Below are 25,662 nucleotides of genomic sequence, written 5' to 3' on the forward strand. Positions count from 1 at the left end.
GCCGGCTCTCAACGACTGGCAGAAGTACTCATCGAAAGAGGAGCCACACATGGCACTGACCCCGGATGATGTCGTCCACAAGGAGTTCCAGCACGTCCGATTCAAGGACGGCTTCGACCCCGAAGAAGTCGACGACTACCTCGACGAGATCGTCGTTGAGTGGCGCAAGGCACTTGAAGAGAACAACGACCTGAAGGCCAAGCTGGCTGCCTTCGAGTCGGGCGCGGCCGCTCCGGCAGCCCCGGCTGCTGCGGCTCCCATCGCCCCTTCCGTCGCAGGTGCCACCGCGACCGGCACCTCTGCCGGCATCATCGAGCTGGCACAGCGTCTGCACGACGAGCACATCGCCGAGGGCGAGGCCACGCGCCACCAGCTCATCGCCGATGCCGAGGCCGAGGTCTCGCGCATCCGCACCGACGCCGAGATGAAGCAGCGCGAGGCGACCGCACGTCTCGAGCGCGAGCGCAACACGCTCGAGGGTCGGATCACCGAGCTCCGCGAGTTCGAGCGCGACTACCGCGGCAAGCTGCGCGCGATGATCGAGGGACAGCTGCGCGACCTCGACCAGAAGTCGGCTTCCAACTCCACGCCCGTCTCCGCCATCGGCCTGTAGGTCTCTCTTGGCAGGACGTCGTCCCATTTCTCGGTCGGCGGCCGGTGCGATCGTCGCGATTCTCGCGGCCCTCGTACTGGCCGCCGATCAGTTTGTGAAGTACCTCACGGTGCAGAACCTCGTCGAGCGCGAGCGGGTGCCGGTTCTCGGCGACTTCTTCGAGCTCATCTACGTGCGCAACCCCGGCGCTGCCTTCTCGCTTGGCGAGGACTTCACCTGGATCTTCACCATCGCGCTGACTGCGGTGGCCGTGATCATCGTGTGGAAGGCGTTCGGCCTGCAGTCGCGACTCTGGGCCGTCGTACTCGGACTGCTGCTCGGCGGCGTGCTCGGCAACCTGACAGACCGCATGTTCCGCGCGCCCGGCTTCCCCGTCGGCGAAGTGGTCGACATGATCTCGATGCCGTGGATGATGCCCGCGATCTTCAACGTCGCCGACATCTTCATCGTCAGCGGAATGATCTCGGTCGCGCTGCTGGTGGTGCTCGGGCTGCGCTTCGACGGCACTCGCGAGCGTGACCACGAGCGCGCGGCCGCTGAAGCCGCCGCAGCGAAGGCCGATGCCGACGGTTCTGCGTCGGCAGCATCCGAGAGCTGATCGTGCAGTCTCGCAGCCTGCCCGTCCCCGACGGACTCGACGGCACGCGCGTCGATGCGGCGCTCGCGAAGATGCTGGGCTTCTCGCGGACGTTCGCGGCCGACGTCGCCGAGGCCGGGGGCGTGACCCTGGACGGTGCGACAGTGGGCAAGTCCGACCGACTGCGTGGCGGCGGATGGCTCGAGGTGAGCTGGACCCCCAAGGAGGAGCCGCGCATCGTGCCGATCGCGGTGCCCGAGCTCGGCATCGTGCACGACGATGACGACATCGTCGTGGTCGACAAGCCGACCGGAGTGGCTGCGCACCCCTCAGTGGGCTGGGAGGGACCGACCGTCATCGGAGCCCTCGCCGCGGCCGGGTTCCGCATCGCGACCAGTGGCGCTGCCGAGCGGCAGGGCGTCGTGCACCGACTGGATGTCGGCACGAGCGGGCTGATGGTGGTCGCCAAGACCGAGTCGGCGTACACGGCGCTCAAGCGCGCCTTCAAGGAGCGCACGGTCGAGAAGATCTACCATGCGGTCGTGCAGGGGCATCCGGATCCGCTGGTCGGCACCATCGACGCTCCGATCGGGCGGCATCCGAACCACTCCTGGAAGTTCGCCGTCGTCGCCGACGGCAAACCGTCGATCACGCACTACGAGACGCTGGAGGCGTTCCCCGGCGCCTCCCTGCTCGAGATCCATCTCGAGACCGGACGCACGCACCAGATCCGGGTGCACATGGCCGCGCACCGGCATCCGTGCGTCGGCGACCCGCTGTACGGCGCCGACCCGACGCTGTCTGCGCGGCTCGGCCTGACCAGGCAGTGGCTGCACGCGCACCAGCTCGCTTTCACTCACCCGGCGACGGGGGAGTGGGTGCAGTTCGAATCCCCGTACCCGGAGGACTTCCAGCACGCCCTGCGGGTGCTGGACCCAGGGCGCTGAGCGGATGTCGGATGCCGGTGGCAGACTGCGACCATGAGCATGCGGGTGCGACCGGCCACTGAGTTCGACGACGTCGCTGCGCTGGTCGGGCCGAAGAAGCCGACCTCCAACGTGTGCTTCTGTCTGAGCTACCGGATCGGCAGCAAAGAGAACCTCGCCCTGCGAGGCGAGGCGAGGGCAGAGCGCGTTCGCGAGCTGTGCGCGCACGATCCCGCCCCCGGAGTGATCGCCTACAGCGACGGCGAGCCGGTCGGCTGGGCGGCCGTGCACCCGCGGCGCGACACGAGCTTCGCCCGCAACCGGCTGATTCCACACGTCGACGACCTCGACGTGTGGTCGCTGTGGTGCTTCCGCGTGCGGCCGGGGCACCGCAAACAGGGCATCATGCACACGCTCATCGACGGTGCGGTGGAGCACGCGCGTCGCAGCGGGGCACCCGCGATCGAAGGGTATCCCGTCGACAACGGCGGTGACAGGGTCAACCTGACCATGGCGTACGTCGGCACTCGCGCGCTGTTCGAGGGCGCCGGCTTCGAGATGGCAGCCGAGACCGGTTCGGTGCTCGACGGGCATCCGCGGGTGCTGATGCGGCTCGACCTGCGCACGTCCTGAGTCGCTGCCGAGCGGCGTGCCGGCGCGGCGATCAGCGCGGCGCGCGGCCGCCGCGGAAGTGCGCCGGGTCGTCCTCCGCCATCGCCAGTGCGATCTTGCGCACGTGCGAATCGTCGAGGTCTCCCATCGCTGCGAGGTCGTAGAAGCCGACTTCGGTCAGCTCGCCGTCGGCCGGGTACGGCTCGCCGGACACCCAGGAGCAGCGGAACACGATGTCGAGGTAGTCGACCTGATCGCCGTTCGCGTAGGTGACACGCGGCAGCTGATGCACAAGGGCCAGCCGATCGACCGAGACGACGACGCCGGCCTCCTCCAGACACTCGCGCGCTGCGGCATCCGCCGGCTCCTCACCCGGTTCGACGATGCCGGCGATCGTCTGCCACGCGCCGTTGTCAGCGCGCTTGCCCAGCAGCACCTTCTCATCGCGGAACACGACCGCAGTGGCGCCGATGAGCGAGAGCGGTTCATTGCCGATGTGCTCGCGCAGCGCGATCACGAAGTCAGGGGTTGCCATGCCCACCAGCGTATCGGCGACGGATGAGAGGATTCGTGAACCGTTTCCGCGCGGGGAGGCAATACCCATCGTGAGCACAGACAGCGAGATCATCGAACGGTCGCTGGCGGACCCCGAGGCCTTCTCAGGGATCTTCGAGCGGTACATTCGGCCCGTCGGCGCATACATCCGTCGCCGGGTGGGGGCGGATGCCGTGGAGGATGCCCTCAGCGAGACGTTCCTGGTGGCCTTCCGGCGCCGCTCGTCGTTCGACAGGGACGTCGACTCCGCGCTGCCGTGGCTGCTGGGGATCGCAACGCGCATCGTGAAGCGACACCGCGCCGACGAGGCGCGCCACTGGCGTTCGTTCCAGGCCGTGTCCGGGGCGGCGCAGCCCGGTGACGCCGGGCACAGTGCCGCAGACGATCGGATGGATGCCGATGCCGCGCTGCGCGCCCTGGCACCGCGGATCGCCGCGCTGCCGGCTCGGGATCGGGACACCCTGATGCTGTACGCGTGGGCGGATCTGACCTACGAGCAGATCGCAGTGGCGCTGCGCGTTCCCGTCGGCACCGTGCGGTCACGACTGAACCGCGTGCGTCGCAAGCTCGCACCACAGGGTTCGCGTTCCGCGGCCCGACTGACCTGGATGGCGAAGGAGGAGAGCTGACATGGACGTCTTGGAGATCGTGCGCCGTGCGGCGCCGCAGGCGGAGATCGACGACGCGACGGTCGCGGCGACCCGGCACCGCGTGATGAGTGAGATCAGGGGAGTCACGCAGGGCGGCAAGCGGCCCAGGCGCGCGCGCCTGCTGGGCTGGTCGGCTGGTGTGGTCGGTGCAGGGGCCGCCGCGGCCATCGGCGCCGTGGTGATCACCAACCTGATTCCGGTGGATCCGGGCACGCCTGGAGTTCCTCCCGGCCTGCTGCCGGCGCCGGCATCCGCCTCTGAGGTGCTCGAGCGCGCGGCTGACCGCACTGCGGAAGGCGACGCCCTCGTGCCCCAGACGGGACAGTACCTGCGTATCGACGAGACGACGACGCTGCTGCAGTTCGCCATCCCCGACGCCGCGACCGGGGAGCTCATGCCGATGGGCAACCGCGAGAACGCCGAGGCCGCATTCACCACTGAGCGGACGACCGCGCTCTACGTGCCGGCGAATCGGGAAGACGAATGGGTCTGGGACCTGAGCGAGCCGTGGACGGTCGGCGACATGTGGGGCGAACGCGCCTCCGAAGCGGCGCGAGTGTGGCAGCGACTGGAGCAGAACCCCGGCGACACACCGCCGGTGTGGCGTCTGCCTGGCGGGCGCGATCCGCAGAACCCCGAGAACCCGGACGCCACCCTCGACGGGCGCGAGGAATTCGCCGACATGCCGCGCGAGCCGCAGGAACTGCTGGACTGGTTCCGGGAGCGCAGCGGGCAGACCGGAGCTGCGGCGGACGCCGCTGCCGTATGGGCCATGACCAGCACTCTCAGCACTGCGCTTGCCCCCGCCGAACTGCGGGCGGCGATGTTCCAGGCTCTCGCGCTGGTCGACGGCGTCCAGGTCGAGGACCCCGCCGCAGATCTGGCGACATTCACCTTCTCGGCATCCGGCGGCGATTGGGTGCGCACCACGACCTTCACACTCGACACCGAGCGCTCCCTCATCACCGAACTGAGTGATGTCTCGCTCCCGGCAGGCGATTCGATCGTTCCGGCGGAGGTTCCGGACGAGCACCGCGTCGTGCGGGTGACGGTCGTCGACGAAGCTCCGTAGGGGACGGCATCCGCTCGGTCGCCTACCCGCGGCATCCGACTTCGAGGTCGGATGCCGCGGGTAGGCTCGAAGCATGGCATCCGACTCCTTCGTGCACCTGCACGTTCACAGCGAATACTCCATGCTGGACGGCGCCGCGAAGCTCACCGCGATGACCAAAGCGGCCGCCGACTACGGCATGCCTGCGATCGCCGTCACCGACCACGGCAACACCTTCGCCGCCTTCGAGTTCTACAACGCCGCGAAGGCCGCGGGGATCAAGCCGATCATCGGTCTCGAGGCGTACGTGACGCCTGGCACGCACCGCTCGGACAAGTCCAGGGTGGCGTGGGGATCGCCAGATCAGAAGAGCGACGATGTCTCGGGTTCTGGTGCCTACACGCACACCACCCTGTGGGCTGAGAGCACTGCCGGAATGCACAACCTGTTCCGGCTCAGCTCGCTCTCCAGCATCGAGGGCTACTACTTCAAGCCGCGCATGGACCGCGAGCTGCTGCAGACCTACGGCAAGGGCCTGATCGCGACCACCGGATGCCCCTCGGGCGAGATCCAGACGCGGCTGCGCCTTGGGCAGTACGACGCGGCGCGGGCTGCCGCCGCGGAGTTCCAGGACATCTACGGCAAGGACAACTACTTCGTCGAGATCATGGATCACGGTCTCGACATCGAGCGCCGGGTCATCTCCGACCTGCTGCGCATCTCGAAGGACCTGAGCATCCCGCTGGTCGCCACCAACGACTCGCACTACACGCACCAGCACGAGGCCGACGCCCATGAGGCGCTGCTGTGCGTGCAGTCCGGCTCGACGATGGACGACCCGAACCGATTCAAGTTCAACGGCGACGGCTACTACGTCAAGACGGCGCAGGAGATGCGCCAGATGTTCCGCGATCATCCAGAGGCGTGCGACAACACGCTGCTGATCGCCGAACGGTGCGAGGTCGAATTCGACACCTCGGCCAACTACATGCCGCGCTTCCCCGTGCCAGAGGGCGAAACCGAGGAGAGCTGGCTGGTCAAGGAGGTCGAATCAGGGCTGCACTACCGCTACCCGAGCGGCATTCCAGACAAGGTGCGCCAGCGCGCCGAGTACGAGACCGGCGTCATCCTGCAGATGGGCTTCCCCGGATACTTCCTGGTCGTCGCCGACTTCATCAACTGGGCCAAAGACAACGGAATCCGCGTCGGGCCCGGCCGTGGATCCGGTGCCGGTTCCATGGTCGCCTACGCCATGAAGATCACCGACCTCGACCCGATCGAGCACGGTCTCATCTTCGAGCGGTTCCTGAATCCGGATCGCGTGTCGATGCCCGACTTCGACGTCGACTTCGATGATCGCCGCCGCGGCGAGGTGATCGAGTACGTCACCGAGAAGTACGGCTCCGAGCGCGTCGCGCAGATCGTCACCTACGGCACCATCAAGTCGAAGCAAGCGCTGAAGGACGCCGGGCGCGTGCTGGGCTTCCCCTTCAGCATGGGTGACCGTCTCACCAAGGCGATGCCGCCGCCCGTGATGGGCAAGGACATGCCGCTCAGCGGCATGTACGACAAGGATCACTCGCGCTACAAGGAGGCCAGCGAGTTCCGTGCGCTGATCGACACCGACCCCGAGGCGAAGACCGTCTTCGAGCGCGCGCTGGGGCTCGAGGGGCTGAAGCGGCAGTGGGGGGTCCACGCCGCCGGTGTGATCATGTCGTCGCACCCCCTGCTGGACATCATCCCGATCATGAAGCGCGAGCAGGACGGCCAGATCGTCACGCAGTTCGACTACCCGTCGTGCGAGTCGCTCGGCCTGATCAAGATGGACTTCCTCGGGCTGCGCAACCTCACGATCATCTCGGACGCCCTCGACAACATCCGGCTGAACCGGGGCGAGGAACTCGACCTCGAGCACCTCGCACTGGACGATCGCGGCGCGTACGAGCTGCTGATCCGCGGTGACTCGCTCGGGGTGTTCCAGCTCGACGGCGGCCCGATGCGCGCGCTGATGCGGCTGATGAAGCCCGACAGCTTCGAAGACATCTCGGCGCTCATCGCGCTGTACCGACCGGGCCCGATGGGCGCGAACTCGCACACCAACTACGCGCTGCGCAAGAACGGTCAGCAGCCGATCACGCCCATCCACCCCGAGTTCGCCGAGTCGCTCGCCGACATCCTCGAGGAGTCATACGGTCTGATCATCTACCAGGAGCAGGTGATGGCGATCGCGCAGCGGGTGGCCGGGTTCTCGCTCGGTCAAGCCGACATCCTGCGTCGCGCGATGGGCAAGAAGAAGAAGTCCGAGCTCGACAAGCAGTTCGAGGGCTTCCAGGCCGGAATGCACGCCAACGGCTACTCCGACGGCGCCGTGAACGCCCTCTGGGAGATCCTGCTGCCGTTCTCTGACTACGCGTTCAACAAAGCGCACTCCGCCGCCTACGGCGTGGTCTCGTACTGGACGGCCTACCTCAAGGCGCACTATCCCGCCGAGTACATGGCAGCCCTCCTCACCAGCGTCGGCGACTCGAAGGACAAGATGGCGCTGTACCTGAACGAGTGCCGCCGCATGGGCATCAGGGTGATGCCACCCGACGTTTCCGAGTCGATCAACTTCTTCGCTGCAGTAGGCGAGGACATCCGCTTCGGACTCGGCGCTGTGCGCAACGTCGGCAGCAACGTCGTCGACGGGATCGTCGCTGCACGCAAGGAAGGCGAGTACACCTCGTTCCACGACTTCCTGAACAGGGTGCCCCTGCACGTCGCGAACAAGCGCACGGTCGAATCGCTGATCAAGGCCGGTGCCTTCGACTCGATGGGCGACACCCGCCGCGCACTGATGGAGGTCCACGAGGACGCCACCGAGGCGGCCGTCGACCGCAAGCGCAACGAGGCACAGGGCGCCATCGGCTTCGACTTCGACAGTCTGTACGACGAGATGGAAGAGGCGCCGCCGGCGAAGGTGCCCGATCGTCCCGAGTGGATCAAGAAGGACAAGCTCGCATTCGAGCGCGAGATGCTCGGACTGTACGTCTCGGATCACCCCCTGGCAGGTCTCGAGGTGCCGCTGGCGAAGCACGCCTCGATCTCGATCAACGGGCTGCTCACCTCGGAAGACCTGCAGGACGGCGATCAGGTCACTGTCGCCGGCCTTGTCACCAGCGTGCAGCACCGCGTGGCGAAGGCCAGCGGCAATCCGTACGGCATGATCACCGTCGAGGACTTCAACGGCGAGGTGACGGTCATGTTCATGGGCAAGACCTACACCGAGTTCCAGCACACCCTGCAGCAGGATGCGATCCTCGCTGTGCGCGGGCGCGTCTCGCGGCGCGACGACGGCCTCAACCTGCATGCCCAGTCGGCATTCGCGCCTGACGTCGGCTCGTTCGACGCCGCAGGGCCCCTCTCGCTGCTGGTTGCCGAGCAGCGTGCCACAGAGCGGGTCATGAACGACCTGGCCGAGGTGCTGCGCCGTCACGCCGGAGACACCGAGGTGATGCTGCGGGTGCACCGCGGCGGCTCGGCGAAGGTCTTCGAAGTGCCCATGCCCGTGAAGGTCTCGGCCGACCTGTTCGGCGACCTGAAGTCGCTGCTCGGCCCCACCTGCCTGGGGTGACGCGCCGAGACGGCACGACTTCTCAGGGGTTCCGTCCGGCTGACATGGGTAGGATCGGGACTCGCGCGCGAACGCACAGCATCGAAAGGATCCGCTTGATGAGCTTCGAGAACGCGAACGGCTTCCCCGAAGAGCGGCGCACAGGCGCGCCCTCGTCAGAACACGCGGGAGAGGAACTGGGCTGGCTGAGCACTGTCGGCGCAGGTCACGACCCGCGCGTCGATGAGAGTTCGTCCAGACGGGACGCAGACGCCGCCGTGCTGTACGAAGATCAGGTGCAGCCCGAGACGGGCATCCTCGGCTTCACTCTGCGTGAGCTCCTGATGGTCGGGGCCTGGCTGGTGGCCTTCGCCGTCTCCTTCTTCCCGCTCAGCGTCATCGGCGGGTCGATCTGGACGAACGGCATCGGCTGGATCCTTGCGATCGGACTGCCCACGATCGCCGTGTTCCTCGTCGTGCTGCGCAGGTTCTCGCCCGACGGCATCCGCCGCGTGGGTTCGCTCGGCATCGACCAGTTCGCGTCCGTCGCCGCCTCGGTCGCAGCGGTCGCATGGGCGCAGCTGCTCTGGTCGCAGATCGCGGCAACCATGCACAGCGGCCTGTACGTCGTCGGCTGGGTTGTGATCGTCGCGCAGCTAGCGACCCTCGCATTGGTCGCCACCACGGTCGCTGCACCGCTGATCCCCAGGCTGCGTGAGGATTTCGAGGGTCGCATGGAGACGCTCGCGCACCGCAACGCGAACCCGGTGCGACCGGTGGTCGCGCGGCCGCGCGCTGAGCGGGTCGCCGCGGCCCCCATGCTCCAGAGCGACGACGCCTCGGCATCGGAGACAACCGACGCACCAGCGGCTGACAGCGAAGCGACGGGCAGCGGAGCGACGGATGCCGGAGCGACGGATGTCGTGCAGGAGCCGGTGCCGGTGGTCGCCCCCGCGGTGGTCGCCGACATCGCACCGCTGGAGATACCGCAGGCGCACGAGCCCGAGCCCGAGCCCGAGAAGGACCACTACACGGATCCGGTCGGCGTCCTGCAGGACATCTTCGCGTCGGATGACGATGCGACTGCGCAGCTGCCGGTGATCGCTGAGTCCCAGGCGTCCTCCGCTCCCGCCATGGGGGAGGACCAGGCGGACGTCGGGCTGCGGCGCAGTGCGCGCGCGGACGTGAGCACGGATCCGTTCTGGGTGCTCGCCATGACCGATCGCGACGTCTACGACGAGCACGGCCAGGCGCTGTTCCGCATCGGCCCGACCGCGTGGACTCTGGTCATCGAGGATCGTGGTGGCGCGTACGTCGTGCGTCACGAGGACGGTCGCATCGGATACCTCCACGACATCACCGACATCACGAAGGGCTGAGTGCGTGCGCACCATCGATCTGCGCGGGCGTCGTCTGACACCCGCTGACATGCTTGCTGTCGTCCCGCGAGCGGCCCAGGCGCGTGCGGAAGCACTGCAGACCGCGGCCCGCATCGTCGAGGACGTGCGCACAGACGGCGTCGCCGCGCTGCGCGCGCAGGCCGAGCGCTTCGACCGGGTGAGCGGCCACGCATTGCGTGTACCGGCTGAGCACATCGCCGAAGCCGCAGCCTCCGTGGATCCAGCCGTGCGCGAAGCCCTAGAGACCGCGATCGGCCGGGTTCGCCAGGCCTCGGCCGCTCAGGTGCCCGCATCGCAGACCACCGCGATCGGGCCGGGTGCTCGCATCACCCAGCGCTGGCAGCCGGTCACCCGCGCCGGCGTCTACATTCCAGGGGGCAAGGCGCCGCTGGCATCCAGCGTCGTCATGAACGTCGTCCCCGCTCAGGTCGCCGGCGTGCGCTCGATCGCCCTCGCCTCGCCTCCCCAGGCCGGTCACGACGGGCGGGTGCACCCCACCATCCTGGCGGCGGCAGCCCTGCTGGGCATCGACGAGGTCTACGCCATCGGCGGCGCAGGCGCCATCGGCGCGCTCGCGTACGGGGTCGCCGAGCTCGACCTCGATCCGGTGGACGTCGTGACCGGACCCGGCAACAACTATGTGGCCTCGGCCAAGCGCGCTGTCGCCGGCGTGGTCGGCACCGATTCCGAGGCCGGTGCGACCGAGATCCTCATCGTGGCGGATGCCGGCGCTGACGCGCGATTCATCGCGGCGGACCTCATCAGCCAGGCCGAGCACGACGAGCAGGCCTCGGCGGTGCTCGTCACCGACGATCACATGCTCGCCGAGCGGGTCGCCGCCGAGGTGGCGGCGCAGGCAGCATCCACCACCCACGCCGAGCGCGTCGCCGCAGCCCTGTCAGGCCCGCAGTCCGCGATCGTGCTGGTCGATGACCGCGCGATGGCCGAGGCGTTCAGCAACGCGTACGCCCCCGAGCACCTCGAACTGCACCTCGCCGATGCGTCCACCGCAGCGGCACGCTTCACGAACGCCGGCGCCGTCTTCGTCGGAGACCAGACCCCGGTGAGCCTCGGCGACTACATGGCGGGCAGCAATCACGTGCTCCCCACCGGCGGACAGGCGCGTTACGCGCCCGGACTCGGTGCATACACGTTCCTGCGCCCGCAGCAGGTCATCGAGTACGACCACGCGGCGCTCGCGCAGGTGCGCAGCGGCGTCGTCGCCCTGGCAGCCGCGGAGCTGCTGCCAGGGCACGGGGATGCCGTCGAGGCGCGATTCGCGGGACCGGACGCAGCCGAGCGGGTACGCTGAGGGATCATGCACTGCCCGTTCTGTCGTCATCCGGATTCCCGCGTCATCGACTCGCGCACCAGCGATGACGGACTCTCGATCCGCCGTCGGCGGCAGTGCCCCGAATGCGGTGGTCGGTTCTCGACCACCGAGACGGCGAGTCTGGTGGTCGTCAAGCGCTCCGGTGTCATCGAGCCGTTCAGTCGGGACAAGGTGATCACCGGCGTGCGCAAGGCCTGCCAGGGACGACCTGTCACCGAGGGAGACCTCGCGGTGCTCGCGCAGAAGGTCGAGGAGGCAGTGCGCCAGACCGGCGTGTCGCAGCTCGATCCGAACGAGATCGGTCTCGCCATCCTCGGACCGCTGCGCGAACTCGACGAGGTCGCGTTCCTGCGCTTCGCCAGCGTCTACCAGGAGTTCGACTCGCTCGAGGATTTCGAAGCGGCCATCAGTGAGCTGCGCGCAGACCACGCCGCGGCAGGATCGGACTCCGCCGACCGGTAGCCTGGCAGTGATGTATTCACTGCTCTTCCGCCACGTCCTGACGCGCTTCGATCCGGAGTTCGCCCACCACGCCGCCATGGCGGTCATCCGCGTGCTCGGCGCGCGGCCGTTCTCCTGGGCGACGCGCGCCATCACCGCGCCCTCGCCGGAACAGCAGGTGCACGCCCTCGGGCTGACCTTCCCGTCTGCGTTCGGCGTCGCCGCCGGATTCGACAAGAACGCCGTCGGCGTCCGGGGCCTTGACGCACTGGGTTTCGGTCATATCGAGATCGGCACGGTCACCGCCATCCCGCAGGAGGGGAATCCGAAGCCGCGCCTGTTCCGGCTGGTGCCCGACCGCGCCGTGATCAATCGGATGGGCTTCAACAATGCAGGGGCGGATGCTGCTGCCGACCGGCTGCGCGGGCTGCGCCGTCGGGCGCCGCGCGCCGTGATCGGTGCGAACATCGGCAAGAGCCGTGTGGTCGCCGTCGAGGACGCGATCGACGACTATGTCGCCTCGGCTGTGAAGCTCGCCCCGCTCGCCGACTATCTCGCCGTGAACGTCTCGTCACCGAATACGCCAGGTCTGCGCGGACTGCAGGCCGTCGAGACGCTCGCCCCGCTGCTGCGCGCGGTGAAGGCTGCCGCGGGCGCGACACCGCTGCTGGTGAAGATCGCGCCGGATCTTCCGGACGACGAGATCGGCGCCATCGCCCGATTGGCTGTGGATGAGGGACTGGCCGGCATCATCGCGCACAACACCACGATCGCGCGCGACGGGCTGCGCACGGACGCCGCCGTCGTCGAAGCGGCCGGTGCCGGCGGATTGTCCGGTGCGCCACTGAAGGAGCGCTCGCTGGAGGTGCTGGCCGTCGTCAAGGACGCCGTGCCTGCGGACTTCTGCGTGATCGCCGTCGGGGGAGTGGAGACCGCTGAAGACGTGCAGCAGCGCCTGGATGCCGGTGCGACGCTCGTGCAGGGCTATACGGCGTTCCTGTACCGCGGTCCGCTGTGGGCGCGTCAGATCAACCGCGGGATGCGGGCGCGCTGAGCGCCCGCACACCACGCAGGATCATTCCGGGTACTGACCGCGCTTGACCTGCGGCTTCGGCAGGCGCATGAAGCGCATCTGCAGTGCGCGCATGGCCGCGTACCAGCCGAGGCCCTTCTCGCGACGCTCCGCACCGAACTTGGCGTCGATCTTGCGCTTGACACGGAAGTTCAGAAGAACCATGTCGCCGATCGCGAGCAGCATGTAGCCCCACAGGCCGACCATCGCGTACAGCTGCACCGCGGGGATCGGAGTCAGGTTGAGCAGGATGACCAGCAGCATCGCCGCCATCAGCCACTCTGAGATGTGCCAGCCGGCATCCACGTAATCGCGGACCCAGCGCCGCTGCGGCCCCTTGTCGCGGGCGGGCAGGTACTTGTCCTCGCCGTTCTCCATGCCGACGCGGGCACGATCGCGGCGGGCCTGCAGGTCGGCCTTGGCGGCGGCGCGGGCCTCCTTGGTGTTGGCGACCAGCGGGCGGCGGTTCGCGGCCTCGCGCTCGGCGCGCGTCGGCGTCGCGCGACCCTTGCCCGCAGCGGGCGTCTCAGGGGCGTCGTCGTTGGCGGGAGTGGAGTTGGGCACGTTCGACCTCAGTTCGGAATTCGGGTTCCCCTTAAGATTACTCGCATGACCTCGCCTGCACCTTCGAGCCTTCCCACAACAGAAGCCGCCATCCTCGAGGCGGTCGCCCTCGGCATCCCCGCAGCCCTCTCCGATCTCGGTGCGCTGGTGCGCATCCCCGGCATCGCGTGGCCGGCGTTCGACCAGACGCAGCTCGAGCGCAGCGCGGATGCTGTCGCTGAGCTGGCCCGCGAAACCGGCGTCTTCGACGAGGTGCGCGTCCTGCGCGCGCATGTCGACGACACCGAAGAGCTCGGCCAGCCCGCTGTGCTCGCCACACGAGTCGCCAAGGGCGGCAAGCCGACGATCCTGCTCTATGCGCACCACGACGTGCAGCCGCCGGGAGACGACGAGCTGTGGCAGACGCCGCCGTTCGAGCCGACCGTGCGCGACGGGCGCCTGTACGGGCGTGGTGCCGCTGACGACAAGGCGGGCATCATGGCGCACATCGCGGCGCTGCGCGCGGCCGCCGAAGTGCTGGGCGACGACTTCGACCTCGGCGTCTCACTGTTCATCGAGGGCGAAGAGGAGTACGGCTCGCGATCGTTCGCGCGCTTCCTGCGCGACAATGCCGATGCGCTGCGCGCGGACGCCATCGTCGTCGCCGACTCAGGCAACCTCGACTCCCACACACCGGGGCTGACCGTCTCGCTGCGCGGCAACGCCCGGTTCACACTGACGGTGCGCACCCTGGAACACGCCTCGCACTCCGGCATGTTCGGTGGAGCGGTGCCGGATGCCATGATGGCCGCGGTCACGCTGCTGGCGACCCTGTGGGACGCGGACGGCGCCGTCGCCGTGCAAGGAATGACCGCACGCGAGGGCGACACGCCGGCGTACTCGGAGGAGACCCTGCGCGGCGAGACCGGTCTGCTGGAGGGCGTCTCTCCCATCGGCCGTGACGACATCCTGGGGCGGATCTGGAACAAGCCGTCCATCACGATCACCGGCATCGATGCGACCAGCGTCGCCCAGGCGTCGAACACGCTGCTGCCAGAGGTGAGCGTGGTCATCAGCGCCCGCGTCGCGCCTGGCCAGCACGCCAAGGATGCCTTCGCGGCCGTCGAGGCACACCTGCGCGCGCACGCTCCGTTCGGGGCGGAATTGACCTTCACCGATGTCGATCTGGGTGACGGCTTCCTCGTCGACACCTCGGGGTGGGCGGTCGAGCTGACCCGCGGAGCGATGGCCGACGGGTACGGCGTGGACGCGGTCGACCTGGGGGTGGGCGGGTCCATCCCGTTCATCGCGGATCTCGTCCGGGAGTTCCCGGGTGCGCAGATCCTCGTCACCGGGGTCGAGGACCCGCACTCCAGGGCGCACAGCCCGAACGAATCCCTGCATCTCGAGACGTTCCGCAACGCGGTGCGCACCGAAGCGCTGCTGCTGGCGCGCATGAACGCCCACGACGCGGCATCCTGATACGTCCGGTGGTGCGCGGACGGTCCGCCCGTCCGCGCACGACCGGCGGTAGGATCGAGCGTGAGCAGCAGTCCGTGCTGCACGTTGCAAGGAGCTGAGATGAGCGACACCACACTGACCCCTGAGACCACCGCCGCACACGGCGTGTCCCTCACGGCCACTGCCGCGCAGAAGGTGAAGAGCCTTCTCGAGCAGGAGGGCCGCGATGACCTCCGCCTGCGCGTCGCCGTGCAGCCGGGCGGATGCTCCGGCCTGATCTACCAGCTCTACTTCGACGAGCGCTACCTCGAGGGCGACGAGACGGTCGACTTCGACGGCGTCGAGGTCATCATCGACAACATGAGCGTCCCGTACCTCGACGGCGCGTCGATCGACTTCAAGGACACGATCTCCGAGCAGGGTTTCACGATCGACAATCCCCAGGCCGCAGGCAGTTGTGCCTGTGGTGACAGCTTCCACTGACCCGATTCAACCTGCGTGGTTGGCATGAATCGGGTGTGAGGTTGCCCTAGACTTGGGTTTGCTCCTGTCCGAGATCTGAAAGGTGCATCGTGCCCTCGAAACGCCGCCTTCGTTGGGCCGCACTCCCGCTGGGAGTAGCGGCAGCTGTGGTCCTGGCGGGATGTACTCCCACCGAACTCCATGGGTTCCTCCCAGGCTTCGTCGCAGACGGCACGCCGGCCACGAACCAGACGGACCGCGTCGCCGGTCTCTGGGTCACGTCGTGGATCGTGCTTCTGATCGTCGGCCTGATCACCTGGGGGCTGATGGGCTGGGCGCTCGTCATGTACCGCCGCCGCAAGGGCCAGACCGGCCTGCCGGTGCAGCTGCGGTACAACATGCCGATCGAGATCCTCTACACGGTGATCCCGCTGATCCTCGTGCTCGCGATGTTCTTCTTCACGGCTCGCGACCAGACCGAGATCGAGACGCAGTGGGACGACCCCGACGTCGAGATCAGCGCGATCGCCAAGCAGTGGGCATGGGACTTCCAGTACGACGGCGAAGCGGAGGACAACTCCGACGCCGTGTGGACCATGGGTGTTCAGGCGCAGGCCGATGACAAGGGTGACATCGACCGCGAGTCGCTGCCGACCCTGGTTCTGCCCGTCGACAAGAAGGTCAAGATCGACCTGCAGTCGCGTGATGTCATCCACTCGTTCTGGATCATCGACTTCCTGTACAAGAAGGACATGTACATCGGGAAGGACAATTCCTGGTCGTTCATCCCGACGCGCGTCGGTGAATTCGACGGCAAGTGCGCCGAGCTCTGCGGCGAGTACCACTCGATGATGCTCTTCAACGTGAAGGTTGTCGAGCAGGACGAGTACGACGCCTACCTCGAGTCTCTGCGCGAGAAGGGCAACACGGGCGACATCACCGACGCCTACGATCGACTCAGCAATCTCCCCGGCACCGGCGCAAGCACGGGCGCTGAGGAAGAGGAGTAAGCCATGACCACCACAGCTGAACCCACCACTGCGCAGGGTGCTCGCCCGAACACGCTGCCGCCGCGTCAGGCCGCACTTCTCTCCTCCACTCGCGTGGAGCAGAAGGGCAACATCGTCGTCAAGTGGCTGACCTCCACCGACCACAAGACGATCGGGTACATGTACCTGATCGCCTCGGTGCTGTTCTTCCTGCTCGGCGGCGTGATGGCGCTCATCATCCGCGCGGAGCTGTTCGCGCCTGGCATGCAGATCGTGCCGACGAAGGAGCAGTACAACCAGCTGTTCACGATGCACGGCACGATCATGCTGCTGATGTTCGCGACGCCGCTGTTCGCCGGATTCGCGAACGCGATCCTGCCGCTGCAGATCGGCGCGCCCGACGTGGCGTTCCCGCGTCTGAACGCGTTCGCATTCTGGCTGTTCACGTTCGGCTCGATCATGGCCGTGGCCGGCTTCCTCACCCCGCAGGGTGCCGCCTCGTTCGGATGGTTCGCCTATCAGCCGCTGGCCAACGCGTCGTTCTCTCCTGGCGTCGGCGGAAACCTGTGGATGCTGGGTCTCGGCATGTCCGGTTTCGGCACGATCCTCGGTGCGGTGAACTTCATCACGACCGTGATCACGATGCGCGCACCCGGCATGACGATGTGGCGCATGCCGATCTTCTCCTGGAACACGCTGATCACCAGCCTGCTGATCCTGATGGCGTTCCCTGTGCTCGCCGCGGCGATCCTGGCCGCTGCCGCTGACCGCATCCTGGGTGCGCACATCTACGACGTCGCCAACGGCGGTGTGCTGCTCTGGCAGCACCTGTTCTGGTTCTTCGGACACCCTGAGGTCTACATCATCGCGCTGCCGTTCTTCGGCATCGTCTCCGAGATCTTCCCGGTGTTCAGTCGCAAGCCGATCTTCGGATACAAGACCCTCGTCTACGCGACGATCTCGATCGCCGCACTGTCCGTGGCCGTGTGGGCGCACCACATGTACGTCACCGGTGGAGTGCTGCTGCCGTTCTTCTCGCTGATGACCATGCTGATCGCCGTGCCGACAGGTGTGAAGATCTTCAACTGGATCGGCACGATGTGGCGAGGATCTCTGACCTTCGAGACGCCGATGGTGTTCTCGCTCGGCTTCCTGGTGTCGTTCGTCTTCGGTGGTCTCACCGGCGTGATCCTCGCATCGCCGCCGCTCGACTTCCACATCAGTGACACCTACTTCGTCGTCGCGCACTTCCACTACGTCGTGTTCGGCACCGTGGTGTTCGCCATGTTCGCCGGCTTCTACTTCTGGTGGCCGAAGTGGACGGGTCGCATGCTCAACGAGCGTCTCGGCTACATCCACTTCTGGATGCTGTTCATCGGCTTCCACATGACCTTCCTCGTCCAGCACTGGCTGGGTGTCGACGGCATGCCGCGTCGCTACGCCGACTACTCGACGTACGACAACTGGGAGTGGGGCAACCAGGTCTCCACATTCGGTGCGATCCTGCTCGGCGCCTCGATGCTGCCGTTCTTCCTGAACGTGTGGATCACGGCCCGCAAGGCGCCCAAGGTCACCGTCGATGACCCGTGGGGTTATGGTGCATCGCTCGAGTGGGCGACGTCCTGCCCGCCGCCGCGCCACAACTTCACGTCGATCCCGCGCATCCGCAGCGAGCGTCCCGCGTTCGATCTGAACCACCCCGAGGCAGCCGAGCACCCGGTGGCAGCACCTGCCGGTGCCGCAGCAGGAGAGGCCAAGTAAGACATGCGCAGCAATATCGTCCTCTGGTGGATCATCACGGTCTTCTTCGTGATCGCATCCGCGGTCTACACCATCTGGAGCCTGGTCGACCCGTTCCACGGCTACGTCGAGTGGGTCGGCACGATTGCCCTGCTTTTCGTGGCTCTGATGGGCGCCATGATCGCCATCTACCTGCGTAAGACGCACCGTGCGCAGGGTGGTGAGCTGCCCGAGGACGTCCTGACCTCGGACATCGACGACGGTGACCCCGAGTTGGGCGAGTTCAGCCCGTGGTCCTGGTGGCCGATCGTGCTCGCCGGGTCGGCGATGGTGTTCCTCATGGGCCTCGCGGTCGGACACTTCCTGCTCCCGATCGGTCTGGCACTCTTCGTCGTCGCGATCGTCGGCTGGGTGTACGAGTACTACCGCGGAAACTTCGCGCGCTGATCTGAGATTCTAAGAAGACCCCCGCAGCCTCGGCTGCGGGGGTCTTCTGTCTGTGGCGGTGCTCGCTGTCAGACGGTGACCTCGAATACGTTGTGGAACGGTGTCTGCGCTGCGATGCGGAAGCCGCTGAACCCCGCAGCCTCGGTGATCTCCCGAATGCGGGTGGGACCGGCCTGAGTGCCCAGTGCGGCCCGCCCCCGCTGGGCGAGGGACGACGGGGTGCAGAGCAGAGTGCTGAAGCCGTAGTAGGCGCGTCCGACCGGATTCAGGTTGTCCTCTACGTGGTCGCCGGCTGCAGGTTCGACGATCAGCCAGGTGCCGTCGTCGGCCACGGCCCGGCGCGCCGCGCGTGCCGCAGCCGCCGGGTCGCCCATGTCGTGCAGGGCGTCGAAGGTGGTGATCAGGTTGTAGGGGCCGTCTGCGCCCTCATCGGCGTTCGCGACCCGGAACTCGACGCGGTCGGAGACGCCGGCGATCCGGGCGCGATCGCGCGCGGCATCGACGGACTCCGCATGGAAGTCGGTCCCGACGAACCGGGATGCCGGAAACGCCCGCGCCATCAGGATCGTCGCCGCCCCGTACCCGCAGCCGACATCGATGACGCGTGCTCCGGCGTGCAGCCGGGCCACGACCCCGCTCAGCGCCGGGAGCCAGTCCGTCACGAGGTGCGCCGAGTAGGAGGGCAGGAAGAACCGCTCGCAGCCCTCGTGCACGTCTGTGTTTCGCTCGTCCCAGCCGTATGCGCCATCGTCTGAGGCCGCCTCGATCACCGTGGGCGCTCCGCGCAGGGTGCCGAAGGCGATCTGGAACAGTCCGGGCAGAAAGACCGGACTGGCCTCGTCAGTCAACGCGACAGCCTGTTCGGGCGGCAGCGTGTACCGGGTGCTCTCCGGGTCGTAGAGCACGTACTCGCCGGCGGCCTGCGCATTCAGCCACTCGCGGGTCAGGTGGAGTTCCGAGCCGCTCCGGGCAGCGAGCTCCGCGGCGGTGGCCGGGCCGTACTGCGCGAGGGCGCGGTACCAGCCCAGTCGGTCACCCATCACCACCAGTGCGGTGTTCATGGTCGCTCCGATCTCGCCGACGGCACGGAAGACGAACTGCATCAGTCTGTCCTGGTCGACGGGAGTCGTCTGCTCAACTGTGGTCATGATCGATTCCTCTCCTACGCGGCGTGCGGATGGAACTTCGCCGGTGAGATGAGCATGCGCTCCGTGGCCGGGCGTCCACATGGGGCACAGGCCCCATCTTCGAACGGTCTCTGTTCCGCACAGCCCAGTTGCTGAGAGAATGGAGCCGGCTCCGGGGTGACCGGGGTTCGGGGTCATCGATGGAGATCGAGTCGACGGGTGCGCAGTCCCAGCCGCGACGGGCCGAAGTGCTCGCCGCGATCTCGACTGCGATCGATCTCGGTCTCGGCCAGCCCATGGACCACATGCTCCGATCGGCCCTGATCGCGACGCGGCTCGCAGATCGACTCGGCCTGAGCGCCGACGAGCGCGCGGCGACCTACTACGCGACGCTGGTGTCGTGGATCGGCTGCCATGCCGACTCCCACGAGTACGCCGGCATCTTCGGTGACGACATCGCCGTACGCGCGGTCAGCTACTCGGTGGATTGGGCGGGGCTTCCGTTCGCCGGCCTGCTGATGCGTCAGGTGGGACGGGGCAGGCCCGCTCCCGAGCGCGCGCTGGCGGTCGCGAAGCTCTTCGCCCGATCTGGCCGCGACTTGGTCGGGATGATGCGCTCGCACTGCGCATCGGCCACCGCGCTGGCGTCGGAGATGGGCCTGTCCGACAGGGTCGGCACGGCCCTGCAGTACACCTTCGAACGCTGGGACGGCCGTGGAGCCCCGCACGGGGCGCGCGGCGAGCAGCTGGCGATCGAGATGCGGGTGGCGCAGCTCGCCGACGTCGCGGAGGTCTGGCTGCGGCTGTGGGGTGAGGACGCGTGCCGCGAGATGGTCCGTGAGCGACGCGGGCGCCAGTTCGACCCCGAGGTCGCGGATGCCTTCCTCGGGGAGGTGTGGTCGGGGATGCTGGAACTCGAGGACGTATGGTCGGCAGCTCTTGCTGAGGCGCCGGACGATGATCGGGTACTTGGGCCCGAGGAGCTCCACCGGCTGGTTGTGGCGGCAGGCGACTTCGCGGATGCGAAGTGCCCGTTCACTCTCGGTCACTCACGCGGGGTGGCCGGGCTCGCCGCGGCGGCGGGGGAGACCCTCGGCTTGGATCCGGTGTCGATCGGCCGGCTGCGTCGCGCCGGGCATCTGCACGATCTCGGCCGCATCGGGGTGAGCAACGCGGTGTGGGAGAAGAGCGCGCCGCTGTCGGGATCGGACTGGGAACGGGTGCGACTCTATCCCTACCTCACCGAGCGGGTGCTCCGGCGCGTCGGCGGCCTGGGCGCGGAGGCGACGCTCGCCGCGTCGCACCGCGAGCGTCTCGATGGCAGCGGGTATCCGCTTGGTCTGCGGGCTGTCGACCTGAGTCCAGCGCAGCGCCTGCTCGCGGCGGCCGACTGCGCGCACACCTGGCGCGAAGCGCGTCCCCATCGCGCCGCGCGTGCCGATGCGGACGTCGTACGGGGTCTCCGTGAGCAGGCTCGCGAGGGCCGCCTCGATCCAGAGGCGGTGGATGCTGTCATCGCCGCGCTCGGGCAGCCGGTCTCCGGACGCCCCGCCTGGCCTGACGGCCTCACTACCAGGGAGGTCGAGGTGCTCCGGCTGGTGGCGCGAGCATCGTCGAATCGTGAGATCGCGGCGGAGCTCGTCGTGGCCGAGAAGACGGTGCGCAATCACATCGAGCACATCTACGCCAAGCTGGGCGTGTCGAATCGGGTCAGTGCGGGGCTCTACGCCTCGGCACACGGCCTCGCGCAGGAGTTTCCACACCCCCGCGGCTGAGGGTCGGCGCACCGGGAGCGCAGAGATGAGGCGGTCGCCCCATGTGCCGCCTCGGTGTGCTCAGCGACACTGTGGCAAGGCGGCTCATTCGATGACCGCCTCATCGCAGGGAAGGTGAGAAGGATGACATCCACACCACGGGCAGCGGTCAGAGCTCTGGAACTCGACCCGCAGCTCCCACCGGGGGATGACGAGCGATTCGTCGGATTCGGCGTGATGGGGCTTCCGTTTCGCAGCGGCTGGTGTCTGGCGCTGCGAAGCTGGGCCGCGACGACGATCGGACCGCCGTACCGGGCCGTGTACGTGCAGAACCCCGCGGGGGAATGGACGATCCAGACCGAGGCTCCGCCCGATCAGAGCTGTCCCCGCTACCTGTCTGCAGCAGCGACCGAGATCCCCAGTCCGAAGCCGATCGACGTGACCTGGCTCGACGCGCACACGCTGCAGGTGCGATTGGGCGATGAGCTGGACTGGACGATGAGCCTCGGCGACAAGCCGGCCACGAGAATTCTGCGCGCTGTCTCGAGCGTCGTACCGGATGCCTGGTGGGCCAGCAACGCGGTCCTCGCGGGCATGGGCGCGACGGCGGGACCGATGCTGAACGCCGGGCGCGTGCGGCTGCAAGGTGAAGTGCCGAACCGGCAGTGGTTTCAGGCTGCTCCGAACCTGGTCTGGCCGATCCGGTCGGCGTCGGCGCGCTGGCGCGGAACGGATCTCGGAGAGATCGGCCGACGGCATCCGCAGTCCCACCTGGCCGACCTCTGGCTGCCGCAGCAGGGTCTGTTCTACGTGGGTTCGGCCGTGTTCGAGCGTCTCGATCCGACGCGCCACGTGCGCCCAGCCCTCACCGGCCTCGGGAGCCGATGATCGACGTCAGGCGCGGGTGCGCACGCGGGGCACGCCGGTGCGCGGATCGATGGGACGACGGTGGACGCCGTCGTGATCCTCGATGGGATAGCCCTCGCGCACCCAGTACTCGAACCCGCCGATCAACTCGCGCACCGAGTATCCGAGCTTCGCGAATTCGAGGGCTCCCTTCGCCCCCGCGTTGCAGCCAGGGCTCCAGCAGTACACGACCACCTCAGCATCCACTGGGATCTCCTGCGGCGCGCGCTCGGCGATCTCGCGATAGTGCATGTGCACGGCGCCACGGATGCGTCCCTGCGCCCACGCCTCGTCGGATCGCACGTCGATGACCACGATCTGCTCGCCTGCCTTCTGTGCGGCGTACAGGTCGCTTCCATCGGTCTCGTAGGCGAGCTTGGCGGCGAAGAACTCCTGGCGATCGATCATGCCTTCAGGCTACGCCGCAGCATCCGCCGCCCCGCGTTGTATGACGAAGGGCCCCGTCCAGATGGACGGGGCCCTTCGTGTGGGGGAGCGGCGAGTTACTCGCCGTCCTCAGACTTCTTCTTGCGCGGACGCTTTGCCGGTTCCGTGGCGATCACAGAGCTCGGCGTGTTCGGCGTCTCACCGATGCTGGGATCGGCCGGCTCGATCTGGTCCTCGGAGGTGACGCCTGCGCGCTGGTGCGCACCGGCGATCTCCTCGGCCTCGATCTCGTCATTGTGCGCCAGCGTGTGCTGCTGGTGCGCATCGGCCTCGTCGATCTCTGCCTGGGTGAGCGGCAGCAGACGGTCCTCGAAGAACCAGCGGGACATCGCCGAGCGCAGGTTCTGCGTCCACGAGATGCGGCCCTTGGCGTTGGGACGCACCACGAGCGGCTCGTAGACCTCGTAATCGATGAGCTTCCAGCGGTCGTACACATCGACCGGCTGGTGAACCTCGACGTACTCGCCGCCGGGAAGCCGCACGATGCGACCGGACTCGTAGCCGTGCAGCACGATCTCGCGGTCCTTCTTCTGCAGCGCGATGCAGATGCGCTTCGTGATGAAGTACCCGAGCACCGGACCGACGAACAGCAGCGCCTGGAGAGCGTGGATGACGCCCTCCATCGTGAGCATGAAGTGCGTCGCGATGAGGTCGGACGACGCTGCTGCCCACAGCACGGCGTAGAAGGTGACGCCGGCAGCGCCGATGGCGGTGCGGGTCGGGGCGTTGCGCGGACGGTCGGCGATGTGGTGCTCGCGCTTGTCGCCGGTGACCCACGCCTCGATGAAGGGGTAGAGCGCGACGACGACGATGAACAGACCGAGGACGGCCACAGGGATCAGGATTCCGAACGACCAGGTGTGATCGAGGAAAACGACATCCATGTGCGGCGGGGCCAGGCGCAGAGCACCGTCGGCGAAGCCGATGTACCAGTCCGGCTGAGTTCCGGCCGAGATGGGTGATGGGTCGTAAGGACCGTACTCCCAGAACGGCAGGATCTGGAAGAACGAGGCGATCAACACGATCACGCCGAAGACGATGAAGAAGAAGCCACCCATCTTGGACATGTACACCGGCATCATCGGGTAGCCGACGACGTTGTCGTTCGTGCGGGCGGGCCCGGCGAACTGGGTGTGCTTGTTGATGACCATCAGCATCAGGTGCAGCACCAGCATGCCGATCAGGATCAGCGGCAGCAGCAGGATGTGCAGCGTGTACAGGCGGCCGACGATGTCGTTGCCGGGGAACTCACCGCCGAAGAGCAGGAACGATGTCCAGGTTCCGATCAGCGGGAGGCCCTTGATCATGCCGTCGATGATGCGCAGGCCGTTGCCCGAGAGCAGGTCGTCGGGGAGCGAGTAGCCGGTGAAGCCCTCGGCCAGAGCGAGGATGAACAGCACGTAGCCGATCACCCAGTTCAGCTCGCGCGGCTTGCGGAACGCGCCGGTGAAGAACACGCGGAGCATGTGGATGCCGATGCCGGCGATGAAGACGAGTGCTGCCCAGTGGTGGATCTGGCGAACCAGGAGACCACCGCGGACATCCCACGAGATGGTCAGAGCCGACTCGAAAGCGGCCGACATCTCCACACCGCGCATCGGCGCGTACGCACCGGTGTAGTGCGTGGGAACCATGGATGCCTGGAAGAAGAACGTGAGGAAGGTTCCTGACAGGAACACCGCCACGAAGCTCCACAGCGCGATCTCACCCAGCATGAACGACCAGTGGTCGGGGAAGATCTTGCGACCGAGCTCCTTCACGAAGCCGGAGAGGCTGGTGCGCTCGTCGATGTAGTTCGCCGTCGCTCCGATGAAGCGTCCGCCGAGCGGCTTCTGCTGCTTGGTGTCCTCTTTAAGAGTTGCGGTACTCAATGACGCTCCCAGAAGCTCGGGCCGACAGGTTCGTGGAAATCGCTCTGCGCGACGAGGTAGCCCTCGTCGTCGACAGCGATGGGCAGCTGCGGCAGCGGACGCGCAGCCGGGCCGAAGATGACCTTGGCGTGCTCGGTCACGTCGAACTGCGACTGGTGGCACGGGCACAGCAGGTGGTGGGTCTGCTGCTCGTACAGTGCAACAGGGCATCCGACGTGCGTGCAGACCTTCGAGTAAGCGACGATGCCGTCGTACGACCAGTCCTTGCGGTCCTCGGCTTCCTTGAGCTGCTCTGGACGCAGACGCATCAGCAGGACGATGGCCTTGGCCTTCTCCTCGAGGTAGCCGTCGCTGTGTCCGAGCTCCTTGAGGGGCTCAGGGATCACGTGGAAGGCCGAGCCGACCGTGACATCGGCGGCGCGGATGGGCGTGCCCTCCGGGTCGCGGGCCAGGCGCATGCCCTTGTCCCACATCGTGTGGCTGAGCAGCACGACGGGCTCACCGGCGACGGGGTTCTCGGGGGTGTTGAACGGGGCGAGACCGCGGAACAGCGTGATGCCGGGCACGACCGAGGCGACGACGGCGACGATCAGCGAGTTGCGGATCATCTTGCGACGGCCGAAGCCGGAGTCCTCGTTGGCGTCGGCGAAGGCCTGGATCGATGCCTCGCGCGTCGTGTCGCGACCACGGGTGGGGTGACGGTACTCGATGTACTCCTTGTCGGACATCAGAGCCTTCGACCAGTGGATCGCGCCGATGCCGATGGCCAGCAGCGCGAGGGCGATGCCGATGCCGATGTACATGTTGTTCTGCCGGATATCGATCGGCAGTCCGCTCTCGATCGGGAACAGCATGTAGGCGGCGACCGCCCAGATGCTGCCCGCGAGCGACAGGTAGAAGAGCGTGTAAACCGTGCGCTCCGCCGTCTTCTCGATCCGCGGGTCCTTGTCGGTCATCCGCTCACGATGCTGGGGCAGACCCGGATTCTGCGCAGGATCGCTGACTGCGACGCCCAGCCCCGGTGAGGGCTGGTAGGCCCTGTCCAGAGCCTTCGTGTCGTCGTCGTGTGCCATGGTGCTCCTCGTACGTAACT

24 protein-coding genes are annotated in these 25,662 nt (G+C 67.4%); 18 read left to right on the forward strand and 6 right to left on the reverse strand.

From position 1 onward, the window contains the following. Window positions 1-49: 49 nt before the first annotated feature. The 4 genes from MNR00_RS06695 to MNR00_RS06710 all read left to right on the forward strand — a co-directional run bounded on the left by MNR00_RS06695 (window position 50) and on the right by MNR00_RS06710 (window position 2,749). Window positions 50-613: a DivIVA domain-containing protein gene (locus MNR00_RS06695; RefSeq protein ID WP_241928375.1), complete on the forward strand. Its 564-nt coding sequence runs from the start codon at window positions 50-52 to the stop codon at window positions 611-613. A 94-nt stretch (window positions 614-707) separates the two neighbouring features. Beyond that, the gene (lspA, locus tag MNR00_RS06700) at window positions 708-1,211 is read left to right on the forward strand and encodes a signal peptidase II (RefSeq protein WP_241928376.1); all 504 of its coding nucleotides are present in this window, start codon (window positions 708-710) and stop codon (window positions 1,209-1,211) included. 2 nt (window positions 1,212-1,213) lie between these two features. After that, window positions 1,214-2,137 carry an RluA family pseudouridine synthase gene (locus MNR00_RS06705; protein ID WP_241928377.1) on the forward strand — a complete coding sequence of 308 codons (924 nt, stop codon included), beginning with the start codon at window positions 1,214-1,216 and terminating at the stop codon, window positions 2,135-2,137. 33 nt (window positions 2,138-2,170) lie between these two features. Continuing rightward, window positions 2,171-2,749, forward strand: coding sequence for a GNAT family N-acetyltransferase (locus MNR00_RS06710; RefSeq protein ID WP_241928378.1), 579 nt, complete (start codon window positions 2,171-2,173; stop codon window positions 2,747-2,749). Window positions 2,750-2,780: 31 nt separating this feature from the next. Here MNR00_RS06710 and MNR00_RS06715 read toward each other — a convergent pair whose 3' ends face one another. Further along, window positions 2,781-3,263, reverse strand: coding sequence for an NUDIX domain-containing protein (locus tag MNR00_RS06715; RefSeq protein ID WP_241928379.1), 483 nt, complete (start codon window positions 3,261-3,263; stop codon window positions 2,781-2,783). A 70-nt stretch (window positions 3,264-3,333) separates the two neighbouring features. Here MNR00_RS06715 and MNR00_RS06720 point away from each other — a divergent pair, with 70 nt between their 5' ends. The 7 genes from MNR00_RS06720 (at window position 3,334) to MNR00_RS06750 (ending at window position 12,804) form a co-directional block, all read left to right on the forward strand. After that, complete coding sequence (locus MNR00_RS06720; RefSeq protein ID WP_241928380.1) at window positions 3,334-3,912, forward strand: RNA polymerase sigma factor; 579 nt, start codon at window positions 3,334-3,336, stop codon at window positions 3,910-3,912. Between the two features lies 1 nt (window position 3,913). Continuing rightward, on the forward strand, window positions 3,914-5,005 hold the full coding sequence (locus MNR00_RS06725) for a hypothetical protein (RefSeq protein ID WP_241928381.1): 1,092 nt from the start codon (window positions 3,914-3,916) through the stop codon (window positions 5,003-5,005). 73 nt (window positions 5,006-5,078) lie between these two features. Beyond that, window positions 5,079-8,597, forward strand: coding sequence for a DNA polymerase III subunit alpha (gene dnaE / locus MNR00_RS06730; protein WP_241928382.1), 3,519 nt, complete (start codon window positions 5,079-5,081; stop codon window positions 8,595-8,597). A gap of 98 nt (window positions 8,598-8,695) precedes the next feature. Then, window positions 8,696-9,955 (forward strand): hypothetical protein, encoded by a 1,260-nt coding sequence (locus MNR00_RS06735; protein WP_241928383.1) that lies wholly within the window; start codon window positions 8,696-8,698, stop codon window positions 9,953-9,955. Between the two features lie 4 nt (window positions 9,956-9,959). Beyond that, window positions 9,960-11,288: a histidinol dehydrogenase gene (gene hisD, locus MNR00_RS06740; RefSeq protein WP_241928384.1), complete on the forward strand. Its 1,329-nt coding sequence runs from the start codon at window positions 9,960-9,962 to the stop codon at window positions 11,286-11,288. Window positions 11,289-11,294: 6 nt separating this feature from the next. Beyond that, the gene (gene nrdR, locus MNR00_RS06745; RefSeq protein ID WP_241928385.1) at window positions 11,295-11,771 is read left to right on the forward strand and encodes a transcriptional regulator NrdR; all 477 of its coding nucleotides are present in this window, start codon (window positions 11,295-11,297) and stop codon (window positions 11,769-11,771) included. A gap of 10 nt (window positions 11,772-11,781) precedes the next feature. After that, the gene (locus MNR00_RS06750) at window positions 11,782-12,804 is read left to right on the forward strand and encodes a quinone-dependent dihydroorotate dehydrogenase (protein ID WP_241928386.1); all 1,023 of its coding nucleotides are present in this window, start codon (window positions 11,782-11,784) and stop codon (window positions 12,802-12,804) included. Window positions 12,805-12,825: 21 nt separating this feature from the next. On the opposite strand, the gene MNR00_RS06755 is transcribed toward MNR00_RS06750, so the two are convergent. Further along, complete coding sequence (locus MNR00_RS06755) at window positions 12,826-13,386, reverse strand: DUF3043 domain-containing protein (RefSeq protein ID WP_241928387.1); 561 nt, start codon at window positions 13,384-13,386, stop codon at window positions 12,826-12,828. A gap of 45 nt (window positions 13,387-13,431) precedes the next feature. On the opposite strand from MNR00_RS06755, the gene MNR00_RS06760 reads away from it, so the two are divergent. From MNR00_RS06760 to MNR00_RS06780, 5 genes are all read left to right on the forward strand, one after another. Then, window positions 13,432-14,847 (forward strand): dipeptidase, encoded by a 1,416-nt coding sequence (locus MNR00_RS06760; protein ID WP_241928388.1) that lies wholly within the window; start codon window positions 13,432-13,434, stop codon window positions 14,845-14,847. 99 nt (window positions 14,848-14,946) lie between these two features. Then, entirely contained in the window at window positions 14,947-15,309 is a 363-nt protein-coding gene (locus MNR00_RS06765; RefSeq protein ID WP_241928389.1) for an iron-sulfur cluster assembly accessory protein, read from the forward strand. An 89-nt stretch (window positions 15,310-15,398) separates the two neighbouring features. Further along, window positions 15,399-16,298, forward strand: a complete 900-nt coding sequence (coxB, locus tag MNR00_RS06770; protein ID WP_241928390.1) for a cytochrome c oxidase subunit II — start codon at window positions 15,399-15,401, stop codon at window positions 16,296-16,298. A 3-nt stretch (window positions 16,299-16,301) separates the two neighbouring features. Beyond that, a complete protein-coding gene (gene ctaD / locus MNR00_RS06775) occupies window positions 16,302-18,038 on the forward strand; it encodes a cytochrome c oxidase subunit I (protein ID WP_241928391.1) in 1,737 nt (578 codons plus the stop codon). Window positions 18,039-18,041: 3 nt separating this feature from the next. Then, window positions 18,042-18,464, forward strand: a complete 423-nt coding sequence (locus tag MNR00_RS06780) for a cytochrome c oxidase subunit 4 (RefSeq protein WP_241928392.1) — start codon at window positions 18,042-18,044, stop codon at window positions 18,462-18,464. A gap of 68 nt (window positions 18,465-18,532) precedes the next feature. On the opposite strand, the gene MNR00_RS06785 is transcribed toward MNR00_RS06780, so the two are convergent. Further along, window positions 18,533-19,612, reverse strand: coding sequence for a class I SAM-dependent methyltransferase (locus MNR00_RS06785; protein WP_241928393.1), 1,080 nt, complete (start codon window positions 19,610-19,612; stop codon window positions 18,533-18,535). A 179-nt stretch (window positions 19,613-19,791) separates the two neighbouring features. Between MNR00_RS06785 and MNR00_RS06790 the strand changes: the two genes are divergently transcribed. Both MNR00_RS06790 and MNR00_RS06795 read left to right on the forward strand, forming a co-directional pair. Continuing rightward, window positions 19,792-21,366, forward strand: coding sequence for an HD domain-containing phosphohydrolase (locus tag MNR00_RS06790; protein ID WP_241928394.1), 1,575 nt, complete (start codon window positions 19,792-19,794; stop codon window positions 21,364-21,366). A 123-nt stretch (window positions 21,367-21,489) separates the two neighbouring features. After that, the gene (locus MNR00_RS06795; protein ID WP_241928395.1) at window positions 21,490-22,233 is read left to right on the forward strand and encodes a hypothetical protein; all 744 of its coding nucleotides are present in this window, start codon (window positions 21,490-21,492) and stop codon (window positions 22,231-22,233) included. Between the two features lie 6 nt (window positions 22,234-22,239). Here MNR00_RS06795 and MNR00_RS06800 read toward each other — a convergent pair whose 3' ends face one another. The 3 genes from MNR00_RS06800 to MNR00_RS06810 form a co-directional block, all read right to left on the reverse strand. After that, window positions 22,240-22,659, reverse strand: a complete 420-nt coding sequence (locus tag MNR00_RS06800) for a rhodanese-like domain-containing protein (protein ID WP_241928396.1) — start codon at window positions 22,657-22,659, stop codon at window positions 22,240-22,242. A gap of 95 nt (window positions 22,660-22,754) precedes the next feature. Continuing rightward, window positions 22,755-24,569 carry a cytochrome bc complex cytochrome b subunit gene (locus MNR00_RS06805; protein WP_241928397.1) on the reverse strand — a complete coding sequence of 605 codons (1,815 nt, stop codon included), beginning with the start codon at window positions 24,567-24,569 and terminating at the stop codon, window positions 22,755-22,757. After that, window positions 24,566-25,642: a Rieske 2Fe-2S domain-containing protein gene (locus MNR00_RS06810; protein WP_241928398.1), complete on the reverse strand. Its 1,077-nt coding sequence runs from the start codon at window positions 25,640-25,642 to the stop codon at window positions 24,566-24,568. The genes MNR00_RS06805 and MNR00_RS06810 overlap by 4 nt, the downstream gene beginning before the upstream one ends. Window positions 25,643-25,662: the final 20 nt, after the last annotated feature.

Source organism: Microbacterium sp. H1-D42 (assembly GCF_022637555.1).
Classification (GTDB): domain Bacteria; phylum Actinomycetota; class Actinomycetes; order Actinomycetales; family Microbacteriaceae; genus Microbacterium.